Origin of the sequence: Asticcacaulis sp. (genome assembly GCF_035497195.1) — a bacterium.
Lineage (GTDB): Bacteria > Pseudomonadota > Alphaproteobacteria > Caulobacterales > Caulobacteraceae > Asticcacaulis.
Window position 1 is genome coordinate 16,853 of sequence record NZ_DATJDZ010000016.1, and the last position, 13,346, is coordinate 30,198.

Annotated in this window: 16 protein-coding genes; 10 read left to right on the forward strand and 6 right to left on the reverse strand. The window is 58.6% G+C overall.

The window, feature by feature from the left end; genetic code table 11:
* Positions 1–54: 54 nt before the first annotated feature.
* Positions 55–243, reverse strand: coding sequence for a hypothetical protein (locus VL130_RS08585; protein ID WP_325362425.1), 189 nt, complete (start codon positions 241–243; stop codon positions 55–57).
* A gap of 352 nt (positions 244–595) precedes the next feature.
* Between VL130_RS08585 and VL130_RS08590 the strand changes: the two genes are divergently transcribed.
* The 9 genes from VL130_RS08590 to VL130_RS08630 all read left to right on the forward strand — a co-directional run bounded on the left by VL130_RS08590 (position 596) and on the right by VL130_RS08630 (position 7,650).
* A complete protein-coding gene (locus tag VL130_RS08590) occupies positions 596–922 on the forward strand; it encodes a hypothetical protein (protein WP_325362426.1) in 327 nt (108 codons plus the stop codon).
* 24 nt (positions 923–946) lie between these two features.
* Positions 947–1,375: a hypothetical protein gene (locus VL130_RS08595; protein ID WP_325362428.1), complete on the forward strand. Its 429-nt coding sequence runs from the start codon at positions 947–949 to the stop codon at positions 1,373–1,375.
* 149 nt (positions 1,376–1,524) lie between these two features.
* Positions 1,525–3,366, forward strand: coding sequence for a sensor histidine kinase (locus VL130_RS08600; protein ID WP_325362429.1), 1,842 nt, complete (start codon positions 1,525–1,527; stop codon positions 3,364–3,366).
* Entirely contained in the window at positions 3,363–3,809 is a 447-nt protein-coding gene (locus VL130_RS08605) for a response regulator (protein ID WP_325362430.1), read from the forward strand. Before VL130_RS08600 ends, VL130_RS08605 begins: the two co-directional genes overlap by 4 nt.
* Before the next feature lie 14 nt (positions 3,810–3,823).
* On the forward strand, positions 3,824–5,449 hold the full coding sequence (locus VL130_RS08610; protein WP_325362432.1) for a response regulator: 1,626 nt from the start codon (positions 3,824–3,826) through the stop codon (positions 5,447–5,449).
* Positions 5,450–5,559: 110 nt separating this feature from the next.
* Entirely contained in the window at positions 5,560–6,207 is a 648-nt protein-coding gene (locus VL130_RS08615) for a hypothetical protein (protein WP_325362433.1), read from the forward strand.
* 25 nt (positions 6,208–6,232) lie between these two features.
* The gene (locus tag VL130_RS08620; RefSeq protein ID WP_325362434.1) at positions 6,233–6,400 is read left to right on the forward strand and encodes a hypothetical protein; all 168 of its coding nucleotides are present in this window, start codon (positions 6,233–6,235) and stop codon (positions 6,398–6,400) included.
* A gap of 35 nt (positions 6,401–6,435) precedes the next feature.
* Complete coding sequence (locus VL130_RS08625) at positions 6,436–6,768, forward strand: hypothetical protein (RefSeq protein ID WP_325362435.1); 333 nt, start codon at positions 6,436–6,438, stop codon at positions 6,766–6,768.
* A 144-nt stretch (positions 6,769–6,912) separates the two neighbouring features.
* On the forward strand, positions 6,913–7,650 hold the full coding sequence (locus VL130_RS08630) for a sensor histidine kinase (protein ID WP_325362436.1): 738 nt from the start codon (positions 6,913–6,915) through the stop codon (positions 7,648–7,650).
* Between the two features lie 74 nt (positions 7,651–7,724).
* Here the strand turns inward: VL130_RS08630 and VL130_RS08635 are convergent, their stop codons facing one another.
* The 3 genes from VL130_RS08635 to VL130_RS08645 form a co-directional block, all read right to left on the reverse strand.
* A complete protein-coding gene (locus VL130_RS08635; protein ID WP_325362437.1) occupies positions 7,725–7,907 on the reverse strand; it encodes a DUF1328 domain-containing protein in 183 nt (60 codons plus the stop codon).
* A gap of 200 nt (positions 7,908–8,107) precedes the next feature.
* Positions 8,108–8,803: a response regulator transcription factor gene (locus tag VL130_RS08640; RefSeq protein WP_325362438.1), complete on the reverse strand. Its 696-nt coding sequence runs from the start codon at positions 8,801–8,803 to the stop codon at positions 8,108–8,110.
* 119 nt (positions 8,804–8,922) lie between these two features.
* Positions 8,923–9,219, reverse strand: coding sequence for a 4a-hydroxytetrahydrobiopterin dehydratase (locus VL130_RS08645; RefSeq protein WP_325362439.1), 297 nt, complete (start codon positions 9,217–9,219; stop codon positions 8,923–8,925).
* 123 nt (positions 9,220–9,342) lie between these two features.
* Here VL130_RS08645 and VL130_RS08650 point away from each other — a divergent pair, with 123 nt between their 5' ends.
* Positions 9,343–11,232 carry a glycoside hydrolase family 2 protein gene (locus tag VL130_RS08650; RefSeq protein WP_325362441.1) on the forward strand — a complete coding sequence of 630 codons (1,890 nt, stop codon included), beginning with the start codon at positions 9,343–9,345 and terminating at the stop codon, positions 11,230–11,232.
* 153 nt (positions 11,233–11,385) lie between these two features.
* On the opposite strand, the gene VL130_RS08655 is transcribed toward VL130_RS08650, so the two are convergent.
* Both VL130_RS08655 and phhA read right to left on the reverse strand, forming a co-directional pair.
* Positions 11,386–12,201, reverse strand: a complete 816-nt coding sequence (locus VL130_RS08655; RefSeq protein ID WP_325362442.1) for a sugar phosphate isomerase/epimerase — start codon at positions 12,199–12,201, stop codon at positions 11,386–11,388.
* 53 nt (positions 12,202–12,254) lie between these two features.
* Complete coding sequence (gene phhA / locus VL130_RS08660) at positions 12,255–13,124, reverse strand: phenylalanine 4-monooxygenase (protein WP_325362443.1); 870 nt, start codon at positions 13,122–13,124, stop codon at positions 12,255–12,257.
* Positions 13,125–13,346 lie beyond the last annotated feature (222 nt).

The following is a 13,346-nucleotide window of genomic DNA, read 5'->3' on the forward strand; positions in this document are numbered from 1 at the left end:
GCGCCCTCTGTCCATCCGGGCAGAGAGCGCTTTTTGGCCGGTCGCCTGTAAAACCTACGACCCCATATGGTGCTTGTCTTTCTGCGTACCGGGCACGGTCGTCTTCGGCGTCTTGCCGTTTTCGATGCGGCCTTCATTGCGCAGTTGACGGCCCTTGTCGGCCATTTTGGTATCGCCCAGCGCTTCGCCCAGTTCTTCTTCGGCGGCGCCAGTGGTTTCCTTGATGCTGGCTTTAACAGTCATGGGGTTTCTCCTATAAAAACAGACGCCGCGAGCATTCCCGGCGGTCATCGTGACTATAGGGGTTTGCCTGTAAAATTGACGCACCGGAGCGCATCCCTGCCGGTAAGGATGGGGTAAATCACTTTGCAATACAAAGTGCGCTTATGGCTTCTTTATTTATGGCTTGCGGCCTACACATGGCTTCCTTAAAGCCCGGCCGGTAATCTCAAGCCATCACGTCCACGTCCGTTTGTCTCAAGCCCTTCTCCGCCCCCCCAGCCCCTGGGTTTCAGACAAGCCTGACGTGGACGTGACCCCCATTCTTCCTCCCCCCGAAATACTGAACTTAGCTTCTTAGTCAGGAGATTATACCATGCTGTCTTCCGCCACCAAGGCCGCCGCCAATGTCACCAAGAGCCTGGCCGAGCACGATATCCGCAGCAGCGCCCGCGACGCCGCCAACAATGCCCGCGATGCCGTGCAGGATCTGAATGATCGCGGTCACGATGTTCTGAGCGATGTCAGCGGCTATGCCAACGAAGCCGGCCAGAAGGTGCGCGGTTTGTTTGACCGCACCCTCGACAACAGCAAGAGCGCCACCCACAAGATCGAAACCGAGATCAAGACCAACCCGGTTCGTTCCTCCGCCATCGCGCTCGGCGCCGGCTTTATATTGGGCGCGTTGCTGACCCGCCGCTAAACAATAACCGGAGATACGCCAGTCATGTTCTGGGTAACACGAATTTTCGAGCTTCTGTCGGCGACGAAGAAGCTCAACGACTCGAAAGCCCATGTCATGAGCGCTGTGTCCAACCTGATGGTGGCGCTGCTTCTGGGTATGTTCGGCATATTTTTGTCCGCCATCATGATCGGCGGCCTGCTGTATCTCATCTATCTCCAGCTTGTCCTGTCAGGCTTTAGCGTTCTGGCCGCCACGCTCTGCACGGCGGCCCTGACGCTCGCCATACTTGCCGTCGCCGCTCTGTGGGCGGCGGCGGTGTTCGGTCGCGTCCGCGCCGATGTCGAACAGATTTTTCACAGCCAGTCACCGATTATAGCGCCGGTGATTACCAAGGTGAGCAACGTCGCAGGCTCCTTCCTGTCCGGCCTGCGGAACAAGCCGAAAAAGGCTGCCGAGCACGCCCGGCGCTGACATTTCCGCCGCGCCGCCCTTACGGCATCTTTATAATATTCCCGCCCTCGCTTATTGCCCTATTACCGCTCGTGAGATAGCCTGACCCTTTCATAAATCGTGTTTTTGTACCTTACAGCGCCACAGGGGTTTGGCCAGTCGCAATGAGAATGCCGTGGGGACTCAATGTCAAGCATCTGTACCTGGCCTTTTTCAGCGTCATTTCGATAGCCCTGTGCGCTTTCAGCCTCATCATCTATGACCAGTACCAGAAGTCGCAAAATCTGAACGATTACATGCGCTACGAGTACGAAAACATCCGCCGGACCAAGAACATCCTGATGGATATCGTCGATATGGAAACCGGTGTGCGCGGATATGTTTTGACGGGCGATAAAACCTACCTGCACCCTTATGACATCGCCTCCGACCGCCTGCCCGGCGAGATCATGGCCCTGCGCCAGGCGACCTATTATGAATCCAACGCCTTCGCCGAAACCAACAGCCTGCTTGATCGCGTCAACAGCCTGCAAAAGCTGTTGGAATCGCAGATGAACTATATGCACGTCCACGGTCGCGGGCAGATCAGTCAGAACGCCCTCAGCATCCAGCGCACCCAGATGAATGAGGTTGAGACCATCATCGAGACCAGCATCGCCCATCGCCTGGCCAGCGTGAAGACCCGCCGCGACCAGGTGGAGCCGCGCAAGACTAACTTCTTCTACATCCTGCTCATCGGCACGATCCTCGGCGTCGGCATCATCCTGGCCGGCACCGTGCTGATCATCCGCCTGGAAAGCGAGAGCGAAGATATCCTGGCGCAGAACGAAGGCGCCGAGAGCCGTTTCCGCGCCGTGATGAACGGCACCAACGATGGCGTCTTCGAGCTGAATTTCGTCAATGAAACCATCTATATGTCAAAGGAATTCAAGGCCATGCTCGGCTTCGGCGAGGACGCGCTGGATAACGACATGCACACTTTCAACACCCTCATCCATCCCGATGATTTCGACGCCTACATGCAGGTGCGCCACGATTACATCATCAAGCAGACCCCACTTTACAACAACATCTTCCGCCTGAAACACAAGGACGGCGCCTGGCGCTGGATGATGGCGCGCGGCATCGGCACCTGGGACAAGTTCGGCCAGATCCGCACCATGATCGGCACCCATACCGACATCACCGAGCAGAAAAACCGCGAGGAAGAACTGCGCCAACTCAATAATGACATGGAAGCCTTCACCTACATTACCTCGCACGACATGCGCTCGCCCCTGGTCAATCTCAAGGGCTTCTCGCACGAGCTGGCCCTGGCGGTGCAGGAGGTCGACGACCTGCTGGAGCCGCAACAGACAAAACTCGGCACTGAGGCCTGGGCGCGGCTGGAGCACATCCTGCGCAAGGATATCCCCGAAGCGCTCGGCTTCATCGGCAATGCCGTCGATCGCATGGACACCCTGACGACCGCCATCCTCGACCTGTCACGCATCGGCAAGTTCATCTACCGCGACGAACTGGTCGACGCCCAGGCCGTTTTCGACAAATGCCTGGGCGCGCAGAGTTATGAGGTCGCCAGCAAGAATGTCGATGTAACGATCAAGCCCCTGCCGAAACTGGTCACCGATCCGATCGCGCTCGAACAGGTCTTTTCCAACCTGCTCGATAACGCCGTCAAATATCTCAAACCTGGCGAACCGGGACGCATCGAGATGTCCTGCCAGGAGACAAGCCGCGACTATGTGTTCACCATCCGCGATAATGGCCGGGGCATCGACGCCGAGGATTCCGACCGTGTTTTCAATATTTTCCGCCGCGCCCGCAATACCGGTGATGTGCGGGGCCTCGGCCTCGGCATGGCCTTCGTGAAAGCCACCCTGCGCAAGATGAACGGCGCCATCTGGTTCGAATCGCAGCTCGGTGTCGGCACGGCCTTCCATGTAAGCTTGCCGAAACGCACCCCTGCCACCGCTTCCAACGACCAGGCAGAAAAGGGAGAGGACGCGGCATGATCAGCACCTTTACCCAACCCTTTTCTGTAGTCCTGATCGAGGATGACGAAGGCCACGCCAACCTGATCAACCGCAACCTTCAGCGCGCCGGCGTGCTCAATCCGATCACCCGTTTGCGCGACGGGCACGAGGCCCTGACCTACTTCTTCGGCAGCGACGCCCACACCCAGCCCCTCGACAAGACGGTGGTCGTGCTCGACCTCAACCTGCCGGATGTCGATGGCTTCGAAATCCTCGGCCGCCTCAAGACCGACGAGACCACGCGGCGCATTCCGGTGATCGTGCTGACCACCACCGACAATCCGCGCGATATCGACCGCTGCTATGCACTTGGCTGCAACGCCTTCATGACCAAGCCGGTCGGCTACAATGATTTTTCCGAGGCCATACAAAAGCTTGGCCTTATGTTGACCATAGTTCGCGTTCCCCATACCAGACCCTGAGTGTGCCTGAATTCATGTCAAATCCCCCTGTCAGCCCCTCGAAGACCTTGCATCCCGCCATGCAGAACATCCTTTATGTCGAGGATGACGCCGCGCTGGCGCGCCTGCTGCAAAAGCGCATGGAGCGGATCGGGCTGAAGGTCGAGACCGTCGTCACCGCCGAGGAAGCGCTGGCCCTGCTCCACCAGCGCGATTTCGACCTGCTGCTGGTCGATTACAACCTGCCGGGCATGAACGGCCTGCAAATGCTCGACCGGCTGACTGAACTGGCCGTGGTGCCGCCCGCCGTTATCCTGACCGCCGGCGGTGATGAACGCATCGCCCTGGAAGCGCTTGAAAAAGGCGCCGCCGACTACGCGGTCAAGGATGTCAACCAGACCTATCTCGACCTGTTGCCGGCCATCATGGTCGCCGCCTTCACCAAGGAGCGTCTGCTGCGTGAAAACGCCCAGCAAAGTGTCGAACTGATGCTGGCCAAGGAGCGCGCCGAGGCCGCCAACCAGGCCAAGAGCCGCTTCCTCGCCACCATGAGCCATGAAATCCGCACGCCGATGAATGTGGTGACCGGCCTCGCCACTGTGCTGGCCCACACCCGTCTCGATGACCACCAGCAGAAGATCGTCGATACCCTGCGCACCAATGCCGACCTGCTGCTCAAGCTGATCAATGACCTGCTCGATATCAGCCGCATCGAGGACGATCACATCGAACTGGAGACCATCCCGTTCCAGGTTTCGGCCATTTTGCAGGATATCCGCGTCATGTTCGAACAGGATATCGAGCGCAAGGGCCTGAGCCTGCGCGTCGAGGACGAAACACAAGCCTTATGGATGCTCGGCGACCGCTCGCGTCTCCAGCAGGTTTTGATGAATCTTGTCAGCAATGCGTTGAAATTCACCGACAATGGCGAGATCGCCATCGAAGCGCATATCCGGCCAGGGACAGACGAGACATACGGCCTGATGATCCGGGTGCATGACAGCGGTATCGGCATTCCGCCCGACAAACTGCCGCTTATCTTCGAGAAATTCACCCAGGCCGACGAGAGCATCACCCGGCGTTTCGGCGGCTCCGGCCTCGGTCTGTCCATCGCCCGGTCACTGGTCGAACTGATGGGCGGCGATGTCGTCGTCGAGAGCGATCCCGGCACCGGCTCCAGCTTTACCATCACCCTCGACCTGCCGCGCGCCTCAGCCCCGGAAAAGCTGGCCGAACCGGCGCCGGATTACCGCGCGCCGGAAGTGGCGGGTGGCGTCAAACCGACGGTGCTGATCGTTGAGGATTATGAACCCAATATCATGGTGCTCAACCTGATGCTGGAAGAACTGGGCTATGAAACGGTGTCCGCCACCTCCGGCCTCGAAGCACTGCACCTGATCGAAGGGTCTCCGCCCTTCCATGCCATCCTGATGGACGTGCAGATGCACGGCATGGACGGGCTGGATACCACGCGCCATATCCGCGATGGCGAACAGTCGGGCGTGCCGCGCCACACCATCATCGGCGTCACCGCCCACGCCCTGGCCGGCGACCGCGAACGCTGCCTGGCGGCGGGCATGGACGACTATATTTCCAAGCCCGTCCTGCCTGGTATCCTGGCGCAGAAACTCGGCGCCATTACTGCGCGCCAGCCGGCGTAAGGTTTTTTCCTTACCGCTCCCTTATCCGCATTGCGAAGCTTAGGCACTGAGCCCTTGCAGGCTTTGGGCCTAGGGTATGTTTCAAGAGCAATTCGCAGGAGCAGAGCGCCATGCCAGAAACCATGCAGGATACCCGGATCCGCGACAACCATGTCCGCACCAGTCCGACCAGCCAGGGCGTTACCTCAAACGAGGTGAAAAGCGCGCCCGCCGGCACGCACGCGCTCGGCTCGGAAGGCCTGGCAGCGCTGTATGACCAGGATCATATCGAATCCGTGCAGAAGATGTCGCACGACCTCAAGCGCCTGCTGACCGGCTGCGACGCCGCCCGCCTCAAGACCGACGTCAAGCTGCAAGTGGCCAAACTCAATGACTGGACCACGACCTATCTCAAGGGCCTCGACGCCGCGCAAAAGATCAGCGAGGCCGGTTACGACACCCTGATTGAGGCTCAGAAGGAACTGGCGCTATCGCTCGACGATTTCCTGCGTTTTGAAGGCGAAGGCGGCAACGCGCCGACCGATGACCAGGAACGCCGGATCGACGACATTTCGCGCGCCCTGCGCCGTATCAGCGGTCTGATTCCGGCCGTGGAGCAGACTTTCGCCGGCCCCAATGATCCGGAAAACCCCGAAATCGAACCACTGAGCCCGGATACGTCCCCGCCCGACAACGCACCCGAATACGATCCGCCGGCGCCTGACGGAAATCCGGAACTGCCGTCGGAGATCCCCCCGGTCATGGACCCCAAGATGTAATTCCGCCCTGATACAGGAGCCAGACATGAACGCCCAGATCATCCCTTTCCCCGCCCCAAAGCCCGCCCCAGTCCGTCAGGTCAGTATCGATGGTGAATATTTCGAGGACGAGATTCCCGAACTGTTCGATGCCGACGAGGATTTCGACGAACTGACGATCTATGCCCACATCGCCGACACGTGGAACGATTAAGGTCGGGAACGATTAGAATTGGGAACGATTAGCCAATGACAGAATACACACGCGGCTCCGGTTTCGGCCGGTTCGTCGTTATCATCCTGCTGCTGATCGTCGTTGTCGCCGGCGTCTGGTATTATAACAAGACGCATGTCGTCACCGCCGGCGATCATGTCGGCAAGGCGGTAGACGCCATCCCTGCCGTTGTCAGTAAGGCGGCCGACGAAGTGACCGACAAGGACAACCTCGACAAGGTTGGCGACGCTATCAAGGATACCGGACAGGCCGCCTCTTCGGCACTTTCAAAGACCGGCAAGGCGGCGGCCAGCACGGTTTCTGAAACCGCCGCCGACACACAAAAGAAACAGGATAAGCACCCCTGATCCCCCATTGCCGACGCCGCAGTTTTCCCCTGGCTGCCGTTACCTCGGCATTTGAAGGGAGCAAGGGCGAACCCCCTTGCTCCCTTTTTTTGCGCCCCGGTTGAGTCCGTTTGCGCTGCCCATACAATGTTGGTAAGAACGGCCATGAAGCCCCAAGACATAACCTCTCCGACACACGATGAGATCCGCGAATACCTGCATCGCCAGATGCTGTCGTCGGTATCGCATGACCTGAAAACACCGCTGGCCACCATCATCGGCTCGCTGGAGGTCATGACCATGCTTTACGACAAGCTGAGCGAGGAAAAGCGCAAGTCGCTGATCAGTTCGGCCCTGACCGAAGCCTTCCGGCTCGACCACTTCATCACCAACATTCTCGACATGGCCAAGTTCGAGGCCGATGCCGTCAAGCCGCGTTTCGAGAGCGCCCGCCTCAGCCAGATGATCAACGACAGCCTGGCGCGTCTGGGTCCGCTCAAAACCAAAGGGGAGATCAAGATCAACGCCGTGGGCGACGCGGATGATCTGGTGACCGATTCGATGCTCGGCAGCCGCGCCATCGGCCTAGTGCTGCATAATGCCTTCAAGTTCGGCGGCCGAAAGGCCAGCATTCCTGCTATTGAGGTCGAGTATGGCATTAAGGGCAATGAGGGCTTCGTCCGCATCCGCGATCATGGCGAAGGCATCCCGCCCGAAAAGCAGGCGGCGGTTTTCGACAAATATACCCGCCTGCAGAAGACCGACCAGCAGACCGCCAGCACCGGGCTTGGCCTGACCATCAGCCAGTACATCATGCGTCTGCTCGATGGCCGGATCGAGCTACATAACCACCCCGAAGGCGGGGCTATTTTTACTTTGTGGTACGCGAACAAGAAAGCGTAAGAAGACTACGAACAGGTACGAAAAAACCGGCCTCGATATGAGGCCGGCTTTCAACGCTTCCAAAATCAGGAAAGCTATAGAGGCGGATTGGCGCTTCGCCCGGTAATCATGCGATAAACCAGGCTGGCCACGAACAGAACCACGAAGACCACGGCGATGAACTTGGCGATTTCGGCGAAAGTGCCGGCCAGACCGGTAAAGCCGAAAAAGGCCGCGATAACGGCCAGAATGAAGAAAGTGACAATCCAGTTGAGCATAGTGGTCTCCTGTTAAGCAACCCCGCCCGGAATGGCGCAGATAATTGACTCCAACCTATGCGTCCGGTCATAAATATACAAAGACGACCCGCGATCATAAGATAAGGATGGAATAAAAGACCTGCCTTTCCGCAAAACGGACACAAAAAATCCGGCAGGCGCGCACCTTACCGGATTTCTGTAATGCGTCGCTGATGGTTCTAGTTGACCATATCCATGCGATAGCCGATGCCGGATTCCGACACGATCGACTTGCCAAGACCCGGACGGGTCTCCAGCTTGTCACGCACCTGACCGATATAGACACGTAAATACTGCGTATCCTCCAGGTGGGCCGGTCCCCAGACTTCTTTCAAAATCTGCTTGTGGGTCAGCATCCGGCCGCGATTGACCAGGAAATAGCGCAGCAGGTCGTATTCCTTGGGCGTGAAGCCGATACGTTCGTCGTCGATAAAGACTTCGTGACGCACAAGGTCCATGCGGATCGGACCGTGGACGATTTCCGGGTCACCGACCTCCTTGACCGCCGACTTGCGCAGGTTGGCGTTGATGCGCGCCAGCAGAACCTCGGCCGAAAACGGCTTGGTAACATAGTCGTCGGCGCCGATATTGAGCGCCGGCGCCGCGTCGGCATCTTCCGAACGAGCGGTCAGCACGACGATCGGCACATTCGACCATTCGCGGATCTTGGTGATGACTTCCTTGCCGTCGATATCGGGCAGGCCGAGATCGAGCAGGATAAGATCGGGACGAACCGACGCGCTCATGCGCAGGGCCTGCTTGCCTGAATCGCATTCGCACACCTTGAAATCCGCCGCATCGAGAAAGATGCTCAGCATCTTGCGGATTTCTTCTTCATCGTCGACGATCAGAATGGTGTTTTTCTTTTCGAGCATGGATACTCCGTGATCCTCTAAAATATAGACGCCGCCGGACCCCTGCAAACAGGAGATCACTAACTTTTGGTGAAACAAGAACTACGGGCAGAAAAATAAAAATTAAATGCGTGAGTGGCTTATATGCTCAACGCCGCCTTATCGATCAATCTCGCCAGTTTGATATCGCTTTGCGTCAGCCCCCCTGAATCATGCGTCGTCAAGCGAATGGAGACGGTATTATAGACATTGGACCATTCGGGATGATGATCCAACCGGTCGGCCTCAGCGGCAACCTTGGTCATGAAAGCGAAGGCCTGTTTGAAATCAGCGAATTTGAGCGTGCGGGAAATCGCTTTCCCGTCGCTTTCCAGCCTCCAGTCCGGCAGGCCACGCGAAAGGGCAGCTAATTCATCAGTCGAAAGTACGGATCTCATAGGGGCATCTTGCGCGCCGGCACCGCTTTTGACAAGCGCCGCCACAGGTCAATTCTGCGGCATCTTGCCACCGGTGTCTTAAGCGGATAGCCTCGGCGCAAAATAACAGGACAGGAAACTCCCATGCGCCGGAACAGGCTCGTTTTATCGTCCATTTTCGTTGCTCTGGCGCTGACCACAACGCCGCTTCACGCTGCGCCGGCCAAACCGGCCGATAATGCGGCCTATACCGCGCTGGTGCCGCCGTTCGTGCTGGTAAACGCCGACAAACGCGACGGTCTGTCGCTCTCCGGTCCGTGGCATTACAGCGTCGATCCCTACCGCGACGGGCAGGCCGATTTTCTGGGCCGGCCGGTCAATCCCCGCCTGTCGCGCGGGGCGGATGTCAATGTCGAGCAGGCGTCGCGCGACAATCCCAATGCGCTCTACGAATACGATCTCGGCCGCGCGCCAACCGCCGATGTGCCCGGCTCCTGGATCGGCTACGATCTGCAATTGCGCTATTATAACGGCCTGATGTGGTATCAGAAGAGCTTCGACGCGCCTAAAGCAGACGGCAAGCGCATCTTCCTCCGTTTCGGCGCGGCGGACTACCACGCCACCGTCTATCTCAATGGCCAGGCCATCGGCGAACATGAAGGCGGCTTCACACCGTTTTCCTTCGACGTGACGGACAAACTGCGCGCCAAGGATAACAACCTCGTCGTGGCGGTCGATTCGACGCGCACCCCCGACACCATTCCGCCGACGGTCACCGACTGGGAAACCTATGGCGGCATTACGCGGGATGTGACCCTCGTCGTCACGCCGCAGACCTATATCGACGACGATTTCATCCGCCTGACCAAGACCGGTCGCATCGAAGCGGACGTGGCCCTCGACGGTCCGCAAAAAGCCGGGCAGGCGGTGGAAGTCCGCGTGCCGGCGCTGAAACTCAACCTCAAGGGCACGACCGGCGCTGATGGCCGGGTCAGCCTCGCGGCCAAGGCGCCTGCGGGGTTGAAACGCTGGTCACCGGATGCGCCGACCCTTTATGACGTCACCGTGACCGCTGGCGCCGACTCCTTAAGCGACCGCATCGGTTTCCGCACCATCGAAGTGAAGGGCAGCCAGATCATCCTTAATGGCAAGCCGGTCTTCCTGCGCGGCATTTCCCTGCATGAGGAAGAGTTCGGCCCCGATCCGTCGCGCCGCATCACGCCGGAGGCCTCGCGCGCCCTGCTCAACGAGATAAAAACCGGCCTGCATGGCAACTATGTCCGGCTGGCGCACTATCCGCATTCCGAGGTAACGACGCGCATGGCCGATGAGCTGGGCCTGCTGGTGTGGAGCGAGATTCCGGTTTATTGGAGCGTCAATTTCAACCGACCGGAAACACTCCAGGCGGCGCAGAAGATGATCGCCGAAAACATCCTGCGCGACCGCAACCGCGCCGCCGTCATCATCTGGAGCGTGGGCAATGAAACCCCGGTATCGGACGCGCGCAATCATTTTCTCGGCGCGCTGGCGCAGGAGGCGCGCGATCTCGACGGTTCGCGGCTGGTCTCGGCGGCGCTGAATACGGCCACCAGTAACGGCCCCAACGACATTTCGATCAAGGACCCGCTGGGCGCCTATCTCGATGTCATCGGCATCAACACCTATAATGGCTGGTATGGCAACGGCACGCTGGAAGACGTCCGCAAGACGGTCTGGCATTCGGATTACGACAAGCCGATGATTTTCTCCGAGTTCGGCGCCGGCGCGAAATACGGCTATCACGACCCGGCGCAGCAGCACCGGTTCAGCGAGGATTACCAGGCCAGCTATTACAAGGCGACGCTGGAAATGGCCGATCATATTCCGTTCCTGGCTGGCCTGTCACCGTGGATCCTGAAGGACTTCCGCTCGCCGCGCCGGCAGAACACCTATCAGCAAGGCTGGAACCGCAAGGGCCTGCTTTCCGAAACCGGCCAGCGCAAGGCAGCCTTCTTTGTGTTGGGGGATTATTACCAGAAGAAGGCAGGGGAATAGAAAATCTCCTCCCCATCATGATGGGGGAGAGTAGCTTTGTTTGCGTAGTATACGAAGACGACAGGGGATAAACCCGCCGTCTGCTTACCCCCTCTGATCGCCATTGCAGGCAATGCCGCTCAGCTCCCCCTCCAAGAGGGGGAGAGCTTAAAGTTATCCCTTCAAATTCTTTATGCTCGTCGCAATGCTCGCCCACGGATCGGCCGGATTGTCATGCTCGACAAAGCCGTACTTGATACCGAGGTCATTGGCCTTGGCCAGCACAGCCGCATAATCGATCACGCCTTCACCGACCGGCGCCATCGAACCATCCGCGAGTTTGTCCTTCAGGTGCAGCATCCGAATGCGGTCGCCATGTTCTTTCAGGATATGCAGCGGATCGTGCCCGGCAAAGCTGGCCCAGTAGCAATCCAGTTCGAAACTCACCAGGGCCGGATCGGTATTTTCCAGCAGCAGATGGTAGGGCATTTCGCCCTCAGCCGTCTTGGTGAATTCGAAATCGTGGTTGTGATAGGCGAAGCCTAAGTTTCGCGCCTTCGCCAGCGCGCCCCATGTGTTCATCTTGTCGCCCAGCGCCTTCCAGTCCTTGCGGTCTTCAGGCGGCATCCACGCCAGCACGGCATAGTCGGCGCCAAGGGCTGTCATGTCATCGAGCGCCGTTTCCGGACGCGTATTCCAGTCCGCCAGACCAATATGCGAGGAAGGTGCGCTCAGGCCGATCTCATCCAGCTTCGCCTTGAAGGCCGCCGGCGCCATGCCGCCAAAGGAAATGGTCTCGACATAATCATAGCCCAGCCCCTTGATCTTTTGCAGTGTGCCGGATGGATCGGCGGTGAAGGCGTCACGCACCGTATAGAGTTGCAGGCCGATCTTCTGGTAAGGCTGCTTGATTGCCGCGGCATTGGCGGACAGGCCAATCAGACCAAGCGCCGAGAAACCGGCCAGCAGGTGACGGCGATTCATATCCATGACGTTTTCTCCCGTTTTCCAACACAGACCACGTGTGCGACGGGCTGTCAAATTCAGGCCAGCGCCCGGTGATATTCCCCCGTGCCACGGGTATAGATATGGTCGCCCGGCAGGACTTCGGACAGGCCGTAATCCCGCACGGATTTCAGCCGCTCATAGATCGGCCCGAAATCAGTATTCGCCATGTCGAACAGGGTGTCGATCGACGGCATGACGAAATAGGTCTCCTGGAATTCGTCGATGCGGTAATGCGTGCGCATCACGCGCTCTAGGTCGAAACCGATGCGGTTGGGCGACGGACTTTCCAGCGCGAATTGCGTCTCGGTAAACGACGACAGGATGCCGCCGCCAAAGATGCGCACGTCACCCTTCTCCGCGATCAGGCCGAACTCGACCGTGTACCAGTAGAGCCGGGCGATCCGGTCCAGTTCACCGAGCCGCATGGCTTTCAATCCGCCCTCGCCATAGGCCTGCATGAAGTCGGCCATCACCGGATTGACCATCATCGGCACATGGCCGAAAATATCGTGGAAGACGTCCGGCTCCTGCAAATAATCGAGCTGATGGCTTTTGCGGATAAACTGCCCGGCCGGAAACCGGCGATTGGCCATATGGTCGAAAAAGACGTCATTGGGCACCATGCCCGGCACCGCCACCACCCGCCAGCCGGTGCGCTTTTCCAGGACATCTGACAGCCGCTCAAAATCGGGGATGGCGTCGGCGGTGATCGGCAGGTCGGCCAGCCCGTCGAGATAATGCTGCGACGCCCGGCCGGGGATCAGCTTCATCTGGCGCTCGTAAAGCGTCTTCCAGGTGGCGTGTTCTTCGCTGGAGTAGAGCGACCAGTCCTGCGGAATGGTCCAGTCGGCCCGTTCCGGCACATAGCCGCCGACAATTCCGTGCTTCTCATCCGCATCCTGCATGACGGCCTCCTCTGGTTTTTACGAAGTTTAGCGTCAAACTGGTTTCTATTGAAATGATTTTTTCGTGACGGCGATTCATGACTTTTTTGTAATCTTGTCAAGCCCCTGAAAGCCGCTAGTTTCACATGCAATCTATTAGCGTCAGAAAAAAGTGGGGCTCCCCGATGCGCATTTCCCTGAAATCCCTATGTATGACCACGGCGCTCGTTGCGGTCGCCCTCA